Source organism: Parasalinivibrio latis (genome assembly GCF_036825535.1).
Taxonomy (GTDB): Bacteria; Pseudomonadota; Gammaproteobacteria; order Enterobacterales; family Vibrionaceae; genus Parasalinivibrio; species Parasalinivibrio latis.
Genome location: NZ_CP098813.1, coordinates 1,736,227 through 1,754,124 on the forward strand (window position 1 = coordinate 1,736,227; position 17,898 = coordinate 1,754,124).

Below are 17,898 nucleotides of genomic sequence, written 5' to 3' on the forward strand. Positions count from 1 at the left end.
ATGTCAACACACCTGGCGTCACCAGGTTTATGAGGAAATTGTATGAAACGCTTATTGTTGGTAAGCACATTGTTAGTCCTGAGCGCCTGTTCTTCTTACCAGATGCAGGAAAGCCCAAAATTTGAATCCGATGCGCATTGGGCGATCATGCCGTTCAAAAACCTCTCAGGTACTCCCCTTGCCGGACAGAAAGCAGAACAAATGCTGGCAACAGCCCTTTCAGCCAAAGGCATATCAGTGTCTGTTTACCCGAATGCAGACAGCCACTCCCTGGAGAGCATCCTTGACCCCCAGTCAGTTGAGAAAAAAGCGCAGGAATGGCTCAAAAGCCAGCGCGCCGAGTATGTCATTACCGGCTCAGTGGAGGAGTGGCAATACAAAACTGGCCTGGACAGCGAACCAACTGTCGGCATATCGCTGAAAGTCATTGCCAACCCTGGCAGCACCACCCTCTGGCGTGCGACTGGTACCCGTACCGGATGGGGACGGGAAGGACTGGCACAAACCGGGTTGGATGTTATTACCGGTTTGGTGGATGAAATTAACGTACAAAGCAATCAGTAAGAGTCCAACGTGAAAAGCAGTATTTTTTCGTCATCCCGGCTCAGCACATTGAAAAACCGTATTTTTGCCGTACCTGAAAAGAACGGCGTGGTCTGGTTTGAAACCATATTATTTGCTGTCCTGGCGCTGGTTATATGGGTCTGTTCTGAAGGGTTTGATAATCCGGAAGTTTCTGTGGGCTTTTTCTGGCCGATTGTCGGACCACTTGTTATTGCACTTCGGTACGGTTTCGCGCAGGGACTTATCTGTGCTGTCCTTACTGTCGCCGGCGTGGAGGTTTCATTGTTGGTCATCCAACCGACTGCCAATTTCCCCTTTTCACTTTCGATTGGCACTGTGGTTGTAACCATGGCAGCTGGTGAATTCAGGGACCATTGGGAAGCCGTAAACACCAAATATGCCCTCAATTATGAGTACATGAACCAAAAACTGGAAAGCTTTACTCAAAATTATCACTTGTTGAAGGTTTCCCACGACCAACTGGAAAAGCGTACTGCCGGCCAGGCAATCAGTTTGCGCACCAGTATCCAAAGTCTGCAGCGTATTGCGGTGAATCACGCTGAGCACCGGCTGGATGTGCTTGCTGGTGATTTTCTAAACCTGTTTTCCGACATCATCGGGATGCACGTAGCCGGTATATACGCAGTCGTGAACGGCGAAATTGACTCAAATGCTAAGGCTGTAATCGGTGACAATCACTATTTAGATCATTCAGACCCAATGCTCGCTGCATCTTTATCGACTGGTGAGCTGTTGTCCCCGGCTGAACTGGACGACAAATCCCTGCACAATTCACGCTACCAACTTTGTGTTCCCTTAAAGGACACCAAAGGCACTGTTCATGCAATCCTGGCCTGTGAAAGTGTCCAGTTTATAGCACTGAACCCTACTAATATTGCATTGTTGGCACTGGTTGCGAATTACGCAGCAAACCTGCTTAGCGACTCCATTGTTGCCCCGGTCCTGAAGCCGCAACAACGGGATCTGTTTATCTCTTACCTAAACAAGGTGAAAGGCAATAAACAGAAGTTTGGCGCCGACAGCGCTCTGGTTGTATTCACCGACGTTAATGGTGAGATGCAAAATATCCTCGAATCCTTAATCGATTACAGACGCGGAGCGGATATTTACTGGTCCTGCTACACGCTGGACGGTATGCCAGCACTTGCCGTATTGCTGCCTATGACATCCGTATACGAAGCCCAACAGTTTGTAAACCGTGTTAAGGAACTGGTGGACTCTCACCTTAATTCCGATTTCTCTGATATTTCAGTTTCTGGCCCTTTCAGTATTATCGAACAACACGAAAACGCTGAAAGAGTTTTAACCTTGCTTGGAGCAAACCATGATGCTATGGCTGATTTTTCAAACAGTCCTGTTTGAATCCGGCGCATTTTACCTGCTGACCAAGCCTGAGCTCAGTCTTGCAATGTGGTCCGCCTTCGGCATCAGCCATGTTGTTGCTTGCCTGTCATTTACCGGTTGTTGCTGGCAAGTACTGCCTGAGCGGTACAAAACACCCAAAGCCGGAGCCTTGTCATTTTTATTTTTTGTCCCTTTTTCACTGCCGGTACTGGGTATGACAGGGCTAACCCTCACATTGCTGGCCGTCGTTAAATTTCCTAAAAAGTCTGTCAGTGTCACATGGAAAAAGGCTGAAAATATCGCTCTCCCTCTGGCAGTCGATTCCCTTCAGCAGTCTAATTACGGTGCAGGGGCATTACGCGAAATATTACTGTTCAGCCCCCTGTCAGACCGGCGGGTTCTCGCTGTAAGCGCGATACAGCACTTATCTGTCAAACAATCAGTTCCTTTACTCCAGCTCGCATTAAAAGACCTTTCTGACGACGTACGGTTACTCGCGTACGCATCTCTGGAAAAGATTGAATACCAGATAAATGAAAATCTAGAGCGGTTGAAAAACAAGTTTACTTTCCAGAAATCCGCAAACAGAGCCTATGAAATTGCGCAACAATATTGGGAGTTGTGCTACCTGGGCCTGGCAGATGGAGTGTTGCGCCGTCACTACCTGAGGGAAGCTCGTTCATATCTCGAACAGGCTGTTGCCATTGACCCAATGGCACAGGTTTACCTGCTCCTGGGCCGGGTTTTAATTGCTGAAAATGAACCACATTCAGCTATCGGACCATTGGAGAAAGCACTTTCGGGAGGCCTCAGAATGAAACAGGTCGCCCCCTATCTTGCCGAAGCAGCTTTTATCGCAAAAGACTACGAAAATGTCCGTAAATACATGGGCTTTTTGTCCAACACCGATAATGAAAACCTGCGTCAACTCAAGGAGTACTGGCTTGAACAAACAAGCTGATATTTGCCTGCTTCTTGAAGGCACTTATCCATATATCAGAGGCGGTGTTTCCAGTTGGGTACACCAAATCATCTGCGGCCTTCCTGAACTTACATTCCACATTGTTTTCCTTGGTGGAGATCCTGCACTTTATGATAAGCCAGCGTATGAACTTCCAGCGAATGTTGTAGGGTTTGAGAAGCATTACCTGCTTGCCAGTGACCAACCCACTGCTCCTAAAGCACGGAATGGCCTCCGTAGACCGTTTGAACTGTGGCGTCAGTTGATGGATCTGTTCGCCAACAGAAAAACCCCTGTTCCCGACAGTCTGTTGGCTAATTTGACTGAATCACTCGGTGTTGAGAATCAGTTGTCTCTCGAAGACTTCCTTTACAGCCGGGAATCGTGGCACATTCTGACCGAATGCTATGAAGAAACCGCGGCAAATCAGTCATTCGTCGACTATTTCTGGACCTACCGAAATATTTACCGTCCCCTGTTTGTTTTGGCCGGTATCACACGAAACTTACCAAATGCAAAGGCTTACCATAGCGTTTCAACCGGCTACGCGGGGTTCCTTGGCGCAATGTGCGCGCAAAAAACCGGCCGGCCATTCCTTCTGACCGAACATGGTATCTACACCAAGGAAAGAAAGATTGATCTTGCCCAGGCCGCATGGATTCAGGATCGTCACAACGCAATTGACATCAGCATGCACAAGCAGATGGATATTACTCGCCAAACGTGGATTCAATTCTTCGAACAGCTTGGTCTTACCGCCTACCAACATGCCAGTGAAATTGTTGCCCTGTTTGAAGGGAATCGGCTTCGTCAGGTTGAAGATGGAGCGCCAGCCGAACGCACCAAAGTCATCGTTAACGGCATTAAACTCCCCCGCTTTGATGAAGCACTGAAAAATCGTCCGTCTACCCCTCCCCCCGTTGTTGGACTGGTAGGCCGGGTTGTTCCCATAAAAGACATCAAAACCTTTATCCGGACTATTCGTGGTTCACTTGAAATAATCCCCAACCTTGAAGGCTGGATTGTGGGGCCTACCGAAGAGGATCCGGATTATGTCCGTGAGTGCGAGTTATTGATAGAAAGCCTGGGACTTGAAAATAATATCAAGATGCTTGGTATGCAGAACGTGGTCGAAATTTTGCCGAAACTCGGAGCCATGATACTTACCTCAATAAGTGAAGCCCAGCCGTTGGTGTTACTGGAAGCAATGGCATCAGGCATTCCATGCATTGCAACCGAGGTTGGTGCCTGCCGCGAGATCATTGACGGCATGCCAGGGGATGATGCCCGCCTTGGTTCTGCTGGGTTGATAGTCCCAATCGCCAACCCTGCAGCAGCGGCTGATGCAATCGTCAGTGTGCTGGCTAATGACGAAAAATGGCGTGAGATGGGCAACATTGGTCGTAAACGTGTTGAACACTACTACGACGAACAGATGATGTATAACAGCTACCGTCAGCTATACCAAAAGGCAATCTCATGGCAGGAATAGGTTTTGAATTACGGCGAATCCTGAAGAAAGATTCTCTGCTCTCACTGGTCCAGGCTTATGGACTTGCAGGGATGATAAGCTCAGGACCCTGGGTATTATCCATTCTTGCACTGCTTTGTATTGGAATGATTAGCGTCGGACAGTTTTTTGAAGATGCCATGGTTTCTGAATTTCTGGTCATCGTCACTTACCTGATGTCCGGCTCTCTCATACTCAGCGGTTTTTACCAACTGATGCTTACACGCTATTTTTCGGATCTGATGTTTGTTGAGGACAATGAAAAAATCGTCCCAAACCTCATCGGTTCAATGTTAATGGTATCGGTATTGGCACTTATCGTGGGCATTGCATTTATGTCATTGGCACCAGAAGCACCAGGAGTCAAAGTTTCCACCATAGCCGCGTTCATCCTGTTGTGTAACCAATGGCTGGTCATCATATTCCTCAGTGGCATGAAGCAGTATTACCAGATATTTTTCACCTTGCTGGGAGGTTACGCCCTCATGGTGTTAATGGTTTTGCTCATCCCCAATACAGGTCTATTTGGCTTAATGGACATTTTCTGTTTCAGCCAGTCAGTTCTACTCTTCACCTTTCTGTTCTTTGTTATCCGGGACTTTCCGGCCAACCGCCTGGTATCCTTCGACTTTCTCAGCAGAAAACACAGTTATTACTCCCTGGCATTTTGCGGAATCATGTACAACATCGGGGTATGGGCAGACAAATTCGCTTTTTGGGCTCACGAGTCTACCTCCTACCAAATAAATGCCTTCTTCCGCGCATCCTATATTTACGACTTGCCCATCTTTGTCGCCTACCTGGCCATTGTACCGGGTATGGCTATCTTCATGATGCGCATGGAAACTGACTACGCTGAAGCGTGTGAATCATTTTATGACGCAGTGCGCTCAGGGGGCACACTCAGCCAAATCGACCAACTTAAAGACAAAATGGTGATTGCCTGCCGGGCGGGAATCTACCAGATATTTAAGGTTCAGGGGATTACGCTGGCGCTTCTCCTGCTTTGGGGACGTGACATCCTGCAGTTTTTCAATATAGACCTTGCTTATCTGCACTTGCTCTATGTTGATTTGGTGGGAGTCAGCTTACAGGTTCTGGTCATGGCTATCCTGAATGTGATGTTTTACCTGGACAAGCGATACTCAGCACTGGCCCTTACCTGCTTTATGGCAGTGTTGAATTATACCCTGAGTGAGTACAGCATCCATCTGGGACCTGAGTTTTACGGTTTTGGTTTCTCTCTGGCCATGCTGGCAACTACCTTGGTTGGATTGGTTTTACTGGACAGGCAGTTCTCTGATCTCGAATACCGCACATTTATGCTCCAGCAGTCCTAATGACTGAATTTAGTAAAAAAAAGGCCGGCATCAATGCCGGCCTTTTATCTATTCTGTGGATGTTCGTTTTAATAACACAAAAGCTATTGCCCCGTACAACAACGCCTGTAAACACAATTGACCAACAAGTGGAGATACCTGCACGAAACTGTCCCCCATCTGGTTCATCCTCAAAAATGCCTGTATACCCGGTGTAGACGGAACCATCGCAACCAAAGCATTTATTGCCCCAGGAATCATTTCAACAGGCCAGATAAATCCAGCACTGAACACCAGCGGGATGGAACTAATCAGAACCGTAAAGGTAACCAGCTCGGCTCTTGGCAGTAAAACCCCTATAACCAGCCCCAATGAAATCACAGCTGCCAAATATGGAACGGCTACCAGCCACAGCTGTCCGGGAATAGCCAATGTACTTACGCCATACCAGTGAAAACTCAGGCCAAAATAGTACAAAACAGCAACGAGATAGATAACCCCGAAGACCAAGTACTTTGCCGCCATTTTTTTCCACAGCCGCGTTTTTTCATATCCTTTACTTCGTTGGGTAAAACAGGAAAGGCCAACTCCGATTAGAAGCGTTTGGTGAAGGATCAAAACGAAGACTGCTGGCACAACGTAATTCACATAGCCAGTTGTAGGGTTGAAAACGGGTTTAAGGTTTAACCTGATGGCACTGTATTGCTGTTTCGCCATCTCTATCGGCTCACCATGTACAACATCTCGGGAGACTTTCACCGAAGCACCTAAAGTTCCGCTGGCTCCCATTGCACCTTCTAATACCGTGCCGTAAACAAGAAAGTAGGACGCGTCCCCAGCAATAGCGATGACAGGGCTCTTGCCCAAAGATACATCTCGGTAAAAATTCCTGGGAATTTCGATGATGCCTTCGGCTTTTCGGTCAACAACTGCTTGCGCCGCTTCGCTGTGGCTTACCGCATTTCCGATCACATTGACCTGAGGCGTTGCGTCAACCATGCGGATAAGTTCCCTGCTGAGGGCACTGTTATCGTTGTCGACCACCAAGACTTTTTGTTCGCGCGGAAGCTCCTCAGCATAGGGCAAAGGATAGAGAAGTGAATAAATCACAACCCCACCTATAACAACAAAGACCACCGAAGGGTTTCTGAAGAAGGCTTTAAACTCATCCAATACCAGTTGTAACAACGTCATACGCTCATCGCCTCACTTACTTTGCCACACTGTTTCTGGCAAATATAGAAACAAACCAAGAGTGGGATGCACAAAGCCAAAAGAGACAATAGCGAGTTGCTGATGTTGCTTACTGACGCACCATACGCTGTTTCACTGATTTGAATCCCAACATAATGGCTGACCGGCAGTAAAGCCCGCCAGCTTTTAGCCAGCCATAGCATGTCAGAAGCGGGAAATGTCACCCCCATAAACGCGAATGCCGGTGCAGTGAATCCTGCAACAAAACTCAACGCCCGGGTAGCATCCTTAAACACGAGGTAAAAAAGAAATCCTATCCCACAACATGCAAGGATCATCAGCCATTGTGCGACGATCAGAGTTACCCAGCTTCCATTCATTGCCCAACCGCCCTGCCCAAACATCGCAGCGAGAAAAGCAGCTCCGGTCAACGCATGTAACAAAAACAGGACGGAAAGTTTTGCCAGCAATAATCTGGAACCATTTTGGGAAAGAGCCTGCTTCAGGCCAACGCGATTGTCTGTAGCGACCAATGACATCACTGCGGTTGCAACAATAAATATTTGCCACATAGCCGGTACGATGGCGGAAACAAGAAATTGGGCGTAGTTCAGGTTGAGGTTAAACAGTGGCGTCATTTGCATTCTAACGGGTACAGCAATTCCGGCAGCCTGTAGCGTTACAGGTCTACCGTGTGCCATCAGGTTCTTCACTTCCACTGCTGCATTAAACGTAGAATGAGCACCAAGCAACGCACTGTGTACCAGTTTCCCGACCAATATATATTGGCTGTTGTAAAACGCTGAAACCTGCGGAGAATACCCTTTGAAGGTATCTGAAAGAAGATTTTCAGGAAGCACGATTACCGCATAGATGCTTCCGTTTCTCAAATCATCGAATGCGGCTTTTTCAGAGGAATACCGGGTGGCAGCTGATATGGCAGGCGCAGCATCGTAATATCGGATAAGTTTGTTTGAAAGGGTTGAATCGTCATGATCAACCACCCCAACGGGCAACCCTGTTGCGATACCCGCGGAGAAAATCCAGGCAACAAAGAGAAACAGCAACCCCGGCAGCCAAAGCAGTGCTGCTTGTAGCCATTTATCCTTTGCAATGAGCTGCCATTCCCTAGCGACCAACGCCTTAAAGTTAAGCATCAGTTTTTCCAGTAGCAGCCAGCGTAACGAGCACACTCATACCCGTACGAAGCCCTTTAATAGGCTTGATTGGACGTGCTTCAACTTCGAAGGTACGCATGTCAAACCCTTTTCGGGCATCGGTTGCGCGCCAGGTCGCAAAGTCGCCCATAACACCCACGTAATTGACTTTAAAAGGTACTGCTTTCAGGTTCAGGGCAGGAATGTCCGCATTAAATTCTGCACCTTTGTTGAACTGGCTGAGAAGATCCTCGCGGACATTGAACACCGCCCAGGCATCATTCATATCAACAACTGTAACAACCGGGAAGCCCTGTGGAGCCAATTCGCCTGGCTGCAGCAGGATTTGTGCGACTTCTCCGTTGTACCAGCTTTCTACCTTGGTATCGTCAGCATAGGCTTCAACTTCGGCTACAGCACCTTGAGCCATTCGTACTTTTTCCTGCGCAGCCCGCTTGGTTTCAACACGAGCACCTTCTTTTGCCATATTGAAAAGCTGGTATGCCGCACTTTCCGTATAACGGGCTGCTTGCCATTGAGTAAACGCTTCATCCTTTTTCTGTTCAGCAATTACACCGTCTTTATAGAGATTCTCAACACGTCTGTACGTCTTTTCTGCCAGCCGAGCGGCCGCTTGAGCTTTTTGCCATTGATCTTTAGCGGCTTCAACTTCCTGCCTGCGAGCGCCTTGCTCAGCCTGCTCTGCAAGAGCGCTTGCAGCCGCTTCACCGGCTTTGGCTTGCTCAAGTTTTGCGTCAAGCTCCGGACTGTGTAGTGAGTAAATGAGTTGACCTTTAGTGACAGCGTCACCTTTTTTGACCATCACATCAGCGATTCTTCCTGGTACTTTAGAGGAAATGCTGTATTGCTGAGCCTCAATTTGCCCTTGGAGCCTCTCCGGTTCCGGCTGGTAAGCCTCATAAAAGTTGTAGCCCAACCAACCCAAAAGCACTGCCACAGGAATGACAGGTAACACTGATTTCAACTTAGCCATGGTTTTGCTTCTCCTGTGTAAACGGTTGGCTTGGTACTGAGTGACGGTCAAAAGCTGCTGGCTGGTATTTACTGGTAAGTGCCTGAAGACGGGAAAGGGAAATGACATATTGATATGCGGCTGCAAGTCGCTGGGTTTTCACACCGGCGAGATACATTTCAGCATCAACCACATCCAGTGAGGTCGAAAGGCCCTGAGAAAAGGCTTTTTGGCGCAAAAGCAGGTTTTCATTTGCCAGGCTGAGGCTGGAAGAAAGCCCCTGATACTCCTCTATTGCCTGGTTTGCTTCGCGAAAAGTTTTTTCTACCAGAACAGTGAGATCTTTTTCAGCCTGCGCTCGAAGATGGTTAACCTGTCGCACAGCACTTTTCGCAGCTGCGACCTTCCCGCTTCTGCCGGAATTATCGATAAGTGGAAGACTCACACCGACACCAACCATCCAATCCGGTGCCAGCTCAGAAGCAAGGGAGTCAGAATCATGCAAGTTGTAGTTACCGTACGCATAAACATTCGGCAGATAGGCTCCTTGCTCCGCATCAATCATTCCTTCAGCCTGGTGCTTTTTGGCATCTAAAAGTGAAAGGCCAGGATAACTGGCAAGGGTCTGTGAAATGTACTTTTGCATCCCGTTGAGCGGTACATCGGTAAACAGTTCGGATGACAGGGATATCCCTCCCTGACTGTTGACCATTTCCCTGAGTGCAGCCCGGACAATCTCAAGATCACGCTGAGCTTTTTGTGCATCAACTTTAGCTTTGTCATACGCAACTTCAGCCTGCAGTCGCTCGACCTTTGCAATTTGTCCCTGCTGCTCCAGTTTTCTTGCATGTTCGAGATGCTGCAATAATCCCGATTCGACTTCCTGTCGTGTTTCTACAACATGTTTGGCAAGAACCGCGGCAAAATAGCGTTTGGTAAGCTCTTCAAATAACGCCTGCTGTTTCATTGCCAACAGACTTTTCGCTTCACTTTCCTTTCCGGCTGCAATGTCCTGCATGGCATTGATTCGCCCACCGGTAAAAATTGGCCAAATAGCTTTAATGGAACTGGTGAAAACCTCTTTGTCTTCGATTCGAGTAGTAAAGGTATGGTTTAGATCCATTGCCGGAAGGCCAAGCCCGGCCAAGATATTTCCCAATGCTGAATCAAGTCCGTTTGGCAGATTTGGCATAGCACCCGTCAGTTGGTGAGGTTCAAGTTCAATATCGTCGTCCAAACGGGTGTAATTTGCTCCGATACTGACTTTGGGCAGGTACAGGGATGTTGCTGCCTCTCGCATATTTGCTGCTTTATCAAGGTTTGATTTTTCTGCAGCAAGTCCATCGTTGTGAGTCAAAACCCTCTGCCAGGCTTCAGAAAAACTGACAACCTCAGGGCCGGTTTCAGTTCCAGCATAGGCCGGGTTACCCGACAGCAACACGCCGATGAGTGATGGCAGTATAAGTGCCAATGGCTTATTCCACATAGAAACTCCATTCAAAATAGAGCATTTACTCTATTTGAGAGAGAAGAAAGAGAGCAGTGCCCATTAGGAAGCTGGTTCAGCTATCACACTGCTCTCAAAAGTTCGTTGGGTGAATAATACCCTCTTTAACGAAACGTTCCAATCACGTTCATATTCATTAGGTTGAATCATCAATCAATGAGTTTGATAGGAACAGATTTCGAAAAAAGACAGGCGAAAAAAAACCGGCTTTTCAGCCGGTCTTTTCAAAGCGGAATCGCTTATGCGTTCACGTTGCGTGGAGCACGGCGACGTTCACCACGGTCTCCGCGATCACTACGCTCGCCGCGGTCACGCGCTGGACGACCTTCGCCACGGCCTTCACCGTTGTTGAAACGACGACGAGGACGCTCTTCGTTACCACGCTCGCTCTGACCCAGCAGACGTGCACGTGTAGGACGCTGGCGGATACGAATGCCTTTCAGCTGTTCGAAAATTTCACCAGGCATATCCTGTGGCAGGTCGACATTGGTCACTTCCTGGTTAATGCGGATAGCACCGATAAACTGCTTCTCCAGACCCAGTTCGTTCGCAATAGCGCCAACAACGTCACGAGCCTGTACACCGTGTTCACGGCCAACTTGCAGCTGGTAGGTGTTCCAGTTCATGTCATTGTTCTGGAATTTACGGCTTGGACGACGCTCGCCACGATCGCCACGCTCACCGCGCTCGAAACGGTCACCACGACGGCGGTCACCACGGTCAAAACGATCGCCACGTTCACGTGGTTCACGCTTGGCGTGCAGCATTGGATCGTTGTCACCGTTTACAACCAGTGGACGTGGGCCCTGACAACGCTTCAGCAGCAGAGCTGCCAGTTTGGTGCTGTCCATTTCAACACGCTCGCTCAGGGTGTTGATAAGGCCTACGAATGTTTCCAGATCAGCTGTATCGCTCTCGGCAACCAGTGAGTCAGCCAGTTTGTCCAGACGACGGGCAGCAACTTCAGTCAGCAGAGGCAGCTTCAGTTCGTCCATACGAGTCTGGGTAACACGCTCGATGGTACGCAGCATACGCATTTGGTTAGTCTTAACCAGAAGGATTGCTTTACCTTCACGTCCTGCACGGCCGGTACGACCGATACGGTGGATGTAAGACTCAACATCGAATGGAATGTCGTAGTTAAATACGTGGGTTACACGGGCTACGTCCAGACCACGAGCTACAACGTCAGTTGCAACCAGAATGTCGATAACACCAGACTTAAGTTGTTCTACAGTACGCTCACGCAGGTTCTGCGGGATATCGCCGTGCAGAGGTGCAGACTTAAAGCCACGGGCTGCCAGGAAATCTGAAACCTGTTCAGTATCCTGACGGGTACGTACGAATACGATTGAAGCATCGGTATCTTCTGTTTCCAGAAGGCGAATCATAGCTTCGTTCTTGTCAACGCCACGCTGCACCCAGAACTTCTGCTCTACTTTGGCTACAGTACGGTTGCTGCCTGCCACGTCAATGCGAGCAGGGTTACGCAGGAAGCGGTCAACAATTTCTTTAACGATAGGTGGCATGGTTGCAGAGAACAGAACACGCTGAGCGTTTTCTGGAGCCTGTTCCATGATCCAGGTTACGTCGTCTACGAAGCCCATTTTGAGCATTTCGTCTGCTTCGTCGAGAACGAATGTATTGATGTTTTCCAGACGCAGACGCTGACGGGTAATCAGGTCCTTGATACGTCCAGGGGTACCGACAACAACGTGTGCGCCACGGTTAAGGGCACGCAGTTGGTCAACGATAGAGGTACCACCGTAAATTTCGAGCACGCGCAGACCAGGGATTTTCGCACCCAGGCGCTTCATTTCGTCTGCCACCTGAATCGCCAGTTCGCGAGTAGGAGCCAGAACGATTGCCTGAGGGTCAGTCTCGTCGAGGTTCAAACCATTAAGGATTGGAAGTGAGAATGCGGCGGTCTTACCTGTACCGGTTTGCGCTTTACCCAGTGCATCCTGACCTTCCAGCAGTGCTGGGATTGCAGCAGCCTGAATAGGTGTTGGGTTAGTGAAACCCATTTCATTCAGTGCTTCAAGGATAGATGCAGACAGGTTCAGCTCGGAAAAGGTAATCGTAGTTTCTTGCATTGGGTTTCCCAAATATAGATGTGCTTCTGGAGGGCCCCACTGCTCAGTTCGCGTATCACTCCCGTGTCATCTGCCTACTGAGAACTCTGGGCCACTATAAATAAGTGCAATTTGTAACTGCATGAACGCAAGAATTGTTTTCGAACGTTCAAGGGCGCGCATTGTGCGTGATTTTGTTGAAAAAAGCCAGCAATATTTGACAAATATCACATATTTTTCCACTCATCGGACTTTAGCCTCATAAGGCTGATGACAAAGGAATGAATTATGGTTATGCAATGAGCGTCTTTGCACCCGTTTAGCTTGGTTTTGCTTTTCTGAATACGTATAGTGTGACCGATTTAATTTGGAATCAGGTCAATGTTTCAGAATAATCCATTACTTGCACAGCTGAAAGAACAGATCCGGGAAAACATCCCTAAAAAAGAAGGGACAGTAAAAGGCACCGAAAAAGGTTTCGGTTTCCTGGAAGTCGACGATAAAACCAGTTTCTTCATCCCGCCTCCATATATGAAGAAAGTTATGCACGGTGACCGTGTCGTAGCACTTATCCGCACAGAAAAAGAACGCGAAGTTGCGGAGCCGGATGAATTGGTAGAAGCCGGTACTGAGCGCTTTATCGGCCGCGTGAAGATGTTCCGCGATCGCCTGAATGTGGTACCGGATCATCCACAACTGAAAGACTCGATTAAAGCCCGTGCGGCGAAAGCACTTAAAGATGAAAGTTTTGGTGAAGGCGACTGGGTTGTTGCCAAGCTGACTCGCCACCCTTTGAAAGGCGATAACAGCTTTTTCTGCGAAATCACTCGCCTGATAGCTAAAGCCGATGACCACCTGGCACCATGGTGGGTGACGTTGTCACGCAATGATTTACCCCAGAAAGAGCCGGAATCAACCGAATCTTTCGATATGGCGGAAGATGGCCTGCATCGTGAAGACCTCACTTCACTGCCTTTTGTCACCATCGACAGCCCATCCACCAAAGACATGGATGACGCCCTGCACGCGGTTCAAAACGCAGATGGCAGTTTCACCCTGACAGTCGCAATCGCTGACCCAACATCTTACATCTCTGTTGACAGCGCAATGGACAAAGAAGCTCGCAAGCGTGGATTCACCATCTACCTGCCTGGTTTCAATATCCCAATGCTTCCCCGTGAACTGAGCGATGACCTTTGTTCCCTGACAGAAGGTGACAAGCGCCCTGCCCTGTGTGCTGAAATCAAAATTGCTGCGGATGGAACCATCTCAGAAGATACTCGCTTCTTTGCCGCATGGATTACGTCACATGCCCGCTTGAACTACAACGATGTATCAGACTGGATTGAAACAGGTTCCTGTGAAAACTGGACACCTGATGACGTTACATCTGAACAGGTAAAATTGCTCCACGGCGTAGCAAAAGCCCGTATTCAATGGCGTGAAACCCACGCAGTGATGTTCCCTGATCGCCCGGACTACAGTTTTAAACTTGACGAAAACAATGACGTTGCTGCCATTGTGGTTGAACCACGCCGCATTGCAAACCGCATCGTTGAAGAGTCCATGATCACTGCCAACATCTGTGCAGGCCGCGCACTCCGCAACCATTTCGGATTCGGTGTTTACAATACCCACGCTGGCTTCCAGCCAGAGAAACTGGCTGACGCAGTAACGTTGGTTAACGAAAATGGTTTCGATACTGATGCTGAAAACCTCCAGACTCTGGAAGGGTTCAGTGCACTTCGTCGCTGGCTGAACGATCAGGAAACAAGCTATCTCGACAACCGTCTTCGCAAGTCACAGGCATTCAGTGAAATACAAACCGAGCCTGCTGCCCACTTCGCTATGGGTCTGGACGTTTACGCTACGTGGACATCCCCTATCCGTAAATATGGCGACATGATTAACCACCGTTTGCTAAAGGGTATGATCATGGCTAAGGAGCCGGTACAGACTCCTGACGCAGAAATTGGTCCTGAACTAATCATTCACCGTAAGAACCATCGCATTGCAGAGCGTGATATTGCCGACTGGCTTTATAGCCGGTACCTCCAGGCAGATAAAAAAGCCAAGACAGTCTTTAACGGTGAAATTTTCGATATTACCCGTGCCGGTATGCGTGTACGCGTGCTTGAAAATGGCGCTATGGCTTTTGTTCCCGCACCTCTTATTGTGGACAACAAAGAACGTATCGTGGCAAACGGAGAGAATGGCACTATCAGCATTGATGGCAACGTGGAATTCCGTTTGGGTGATAAGATTCAACTTACCCTTCACGACGTTGTCGAAGCCACTCGCTCTATCGTAGGCAAGCCTACCCGAGAGTTCGCCGTTGTGGCTGAAAAAGTGGAAGCTGAGGAAAAACCTGAACCTTCCCAAGCGATGACGCTTAACCGTCACGTCTGAATCTCTGATGTAAATGCCCGGTGTTTAAAACCGGGCATTTTTTTAACCACACCCAAACCACCGCACAAATTTGGGTTAACAACAACATTAAACTGATATACCTCGCATAATTTGAATGCAGTGCAAGGGGATAATCCATTTGAAGTTATTATGTGCTCCGAAAGAAGCTCGGCTGGGTTGCCCAAAGAAAGTCAGATACAAAAAACCCGGCTCCATGGTGCCGGGTTGGTTACCAGTTAACTTATATTATGCCTTCACCGAAGTGCAGCAAGCAAAAGTCCAGCTATGCAGTAACACCAATTTGGACCCGTATGCGAAGTAGTCGGCGGCCAAACCTTCACCCCGCAACGCTGTGGTCCTTACTAACAGCGTTTTTATACGCTGGTTTATACTTATTTAGAGATTGCTTCTTAAGATAAGTTCAATGAAATAAAGAATTTTTTTTGAAAAATTAACCCTTTCAAAAAACGACTTTTCCGCATGTCTTTATCCTAAAGTTTTCCGCCTATCTTCAACCAGGCTACTAAGCTAGATACTACAGTAACTCGCCCACCATGATCCACAACCATAAACTATATATAAAATAGTTTTCATAATTGCAGAGCATGTTTTAACCAGTCAGTTCCGAAACAAAAACAGTTCCCGCCTTAATACCGGTTATGGAACTGCTTTTTGGCGCGTCTTGGACTACAACTCTGATATCCGGATGAAAATTTCATCGTTTAACGAAATTTCTCTGCACGAATGATGATCCGAGTAACAGTTTCATTTTTGCGATTGCGAGAGGCTGGGTCTTTAGTGGCATTCTGTTTTTGTTCCCCAACTGGGAAGAGTTGGATACCAGTTAGTCAGGGACATTGAAGAAGAATAAAGAAAATATTTTGAGGCAACATGTTTCAACATCTTTTAAAACGAACTACGCATTCAGAACCGAAGCACGTAGAACCACACAAAATAGAAAGACTCCGGTTCGGTGTTACCCTTTTCAATCAGTCCTGTGTGTTCAAAATTCACGCACCTTCCGCTCACCACCTCCATTTGGCCATCTTTAACACTTCTGGCAAAGCCGAATTCCATGAGATGCAACCGGCGCGAGGGGGTGATTATTATGTCAGTGTGGAGGGCGTTAAAGCCGGTACAATCTACAGTTACTGCCTCAAGGGAAAAAATGGCCGGCAATGGCTTGTCGACCCTTATGCAAAAGCGCTGGCAACACATCCGGAAGGAACCAGGCTTCCAGCGGCTGTTGTAACTGATGACAACTTTGACTGGCAAGGTGTAAAGCGACCTGAACTTTCACGTTCCGAGACCATTCTCTTTGAAACCCATGTGAAAGGATTCAGTAAACTCCATCCGGATGTACCTGCGTCGTTGCAAGGAACTTATCTGGGTTTGTGTCACCCAGCAATGATCGCTCATTTTAAAAAGCTGGGTATAAACACTCTCCAACTAATGCCGGTGACAAGCTCAGTTGATGAACCACATCTTCACGATAAGCAACTGACCAATTACTGGGGATATAACCCTCTATGCTGGTTTGCCCCTGATGACAGGTTTGCAATCAAAGACCCGGTACTTGAACTGAAGACATTGGTGAGGGAACTTCACCGTAACGGCATTGAGGTAATCCTTGATGTTGTCTATAACCATACGGCTGAAGGCGGTGAAGGTGGCCCAACTTTCCACTTCAAGGCGCTTGACCCTAAGTTTTACCTTCACTCGAATAAAGGAAAATTTGAAAACTTTACTGGATGTGGAAATACCGTCGATCTTACCCACCCACCAGCCTTGATGACCGTCATGGATTCTTTGCGGTACTGGGTGGAAGAATTCCACATTGATGGATTCCGCTTCGATCTGGCAGCAACACTTGGCCGTCGCGGAAAGTATTTCGACCCTAAAAGCGGTTTCTTCCAGGCAATCTTCCAAGATCCTGTATTACGAAACGTCAAGTTAATTGCCGAGCCATGGGACATAGGCCCGGACGGTTACCAAGTTGGTCACTTTCCAGAAGGTTGGATGGAGTGTAACGATAAATACAGAGATACCATCAGAAGCTTCTGGCATGGCGCCCCCCACTTGATGGGAGAAGTCGCGACCCGTGTGATGGGTTCCAGGGACATATTAAGTGCTGCTAACTGGCCAGAAAAAATGTCCGTCAACTACATCAGTTACCATGATGGGTTCACTCTGCAGGACTTGGTCAGTTACCGCAAAAAACACAATAATGCCAACGGCGAACATAACCACGATGGCCATGGCGACAACCGTAGTAACAACCATGGGACAGAAGGCCCTACTGACGATCCAGCCATCACTGCACTGAGAGAAAAGGAAAAGCGCAATTTTATGGCTACCCTTTTATTCAGTTTCGGCGTCCCCCATATTCTCGCCACCGACAGCCGTTCCCACACTCAACAGGGGAACAACAACGCCTACTGTCAGGATAACGAAATATCGTGGACAAACTGGGAACAAACACCCGTCAACCAGGCATTTGAAGACTGGCTCTGCTATGTGGTTTCACAGCGGCAAAAATGGATGCTTCCAATGATTGATGCATTCTCTGGGCTTGCGCGAAATGAAAACCGTGTTGCCTGGCATCTTCCCGATGGCGCAATTATGACGTGGCAAGACTGGGAGACGCTGGATCATGTTGCCCTGCACCTTGGGATTGAAGATGATGGGGATGAACTCATGATGCTTATTAACTCCGGGGACAATGACATTGAGTTTATTTTGCCCGGGGAAAAGCCCTGGATCTGTATTGTAGATACGGAAACAGGCATCACAGCTGAAGTCCAACCCAGCGATATGCGCTATGATGTAAAAAAACATTCGCTGGTCATATTGAGACGCTGATT

At 48.1% G+C, this 17,898-nt stretch carries 12 protein-coding genes; 7 read left to right on the forward strand and 5 right to left on the reverse strand.

Features of this window, described 5'->3' with window-relative positions; genetic code table 11:
• The first annotated feature begins 42 nt into the window (after nucleotides 1-42).
• The 5 genes from NF212_RS24800 to pelG are packed head-to-tail and all read left to right on the forward strand — an operon-like array spanning nucleotide 43 to nucleotide 5,740.
• Nucleotides 43-564: a hypothetical protein gene (locus NF212_RS24800; protein ID WP_434361668.1), complete on the forward strand. Its 522-nt coding sequence runs from the start codon at nucleotides 43-45 to the stop codon at nucleotides 562-564.
• Between the two features lie 9 nt (nucleotides 565-573).
• Nucleotides 574-1,947, forward strand: a complete 1,374-nt coding sequence (locus tag NF212_RS24805; RefSeq protein ID WP_434361669.1) for a PelD GGDEF domain-containing protein — start codon at nucleotides 574-576, stop codon at nucleotides 1,945-1,947.
• Nucleotides 1,910-2,890, forward strand: a complete 981-nt coding sequence (locus NF212_RS24810; protein ID WP_434361671.1) for a tetratricopeptide repeat protein — start codon at nucleotides 1,910-1,912, stop codon at nucleotides 2,888-2,890. The genes NF212_RS24805 and NF212_RS24810 overlap by 38 nt, the downstream gene beginning before the upstream one ends.
• A complete protein-coding gene (gene pelF / locus NF212_RS24815) occupies nucleotides 2,874-4,382 on the forward strand; it encodes a GT4 family glycosyltransferase PelF (protein ID WP_434361673.1) in 1,509 nt (502 codons plus the stop codon). Before NF212_RS24810 ends, pelF begins: the two co-directional genes overlap by 17 nt.
• The gene (gene pelG, locus NF212_RS24820) at nucleotides 4,370-5,740 is read left to right on the forward strand and encodes an exopolysaccharide Pel transporter PelG (RefSeq protein ID WP_434361674.1); all 1,371 of its coding nucleotides are present in this window, start codon (nucleotides 4,370-4,372) and stop codon (nucleotides 5,738-5,740) included. Before pelF ends, pelG begins: the two co-directional genes overlap by 13 nt.
• A 48-nt stretch (nucleotides 5,741-5,788) precedes the next feature.
• Here pelG and NF212_RS24825 read toward each other — a convergent pair whose 3' ends face one another.
• The 5 genes from NF212_RS24825 to NF212_RS24845 form a co-directional block, all read right to left on the reverse strand.
• Nucleotides 5,789-6,913 carry an ABC transporter permease gene (locus NF212_RS24825; protein WP_434361676.1) on the reverse strand — a complete coding sequence of 375 codons (1,125 nt, stop codon included), beginning with the start codon at nucleotides 6,911-6,913 and terminating at the stop codon, nucleotides 5,789-5,791.
• Entirely contained in the window at nucleotides 6,910-8,070 is a 1,161-nt protein-coding gene (locus tag NF212_RS24830) for an ABC transporter permease (RefSeq protein ID WP_434361677.1), read from the reverse strand. Before NF212_RS24830 ends, NF212_RS24825 begins: the two co-directional genes overlap by 4 nt.
• Complete coding sequence (locus tag NF212_RS24835) at nucleotides 8,063-9,064, reverse strand: HlyD family secretion protein (protein ID WP_434361679.1); 1,002 nt, start codon at nucleotides 9,062-9,064, stop codon at nucleotides 8,063-8,065. Before NF212_RS24835 ends, NF212_RS24830 begins: the two co-directional genes overlap by 8 nt.
• Entirely contained in the window at nucleotides 9,057-10,529 is a 1,473-nt protein-coding gene (locus NF212_RS24840; RefSeq protein WP_434361680.1) for a TolC family protein, read from the reverse strand. Before NF212_RS24840 ends, NF212_RS24835 begins: the two co-directional genes overlap by 8 nt.
• Before the next feature lie 260 nt (nucleotides 10,530-10,789).
• On the reverse strand, nucleotides 10,790-12,646 hold the full coding sequence (locus NF212_RS24845; protein ID WP_434361682.1) for a DEAD/DEAH box helicase: 1,857 nt from the start codon (nucleotides 12,644-12,646) through the stop codon (nucleotides 10,790-10,792).
• A gap of 360 nt (nucleotides 12,647-13,006) precedes the next feature.
• Between NF212_RS24845 and NF212_RS24850 the strand changes: the two genes are divergently transcribed.
• Together NF212_RS24850 and glgX are read left to right on the forward strand one after the other, a co-directional pair.
• Entirely contained in the window at nucleotides 13,007-15,034 is a 2,028-nt protein-coding gene (locus tag NF212_RS24850) for an exoribonuclease II (RefSeq protein WP_434361684.1), read from the forward strand.
• Nucleotides 15,035-15,925: 891 nt separating this feature from the next.
• Nucleotides 15,926-17,896, forward strand: coding sequence for a glycogen debranching protein GlgX (glgX, locus tag NF212_RS24855; RefSeq protein WP_434361685.1), 1,971 nt, complete (start codon nucleotides 15,926-15,928; stop codon nucleotides 17,894-17,896).
• Nucleotides 17,897-17,898: the final 2 nt, after the last annotated feature.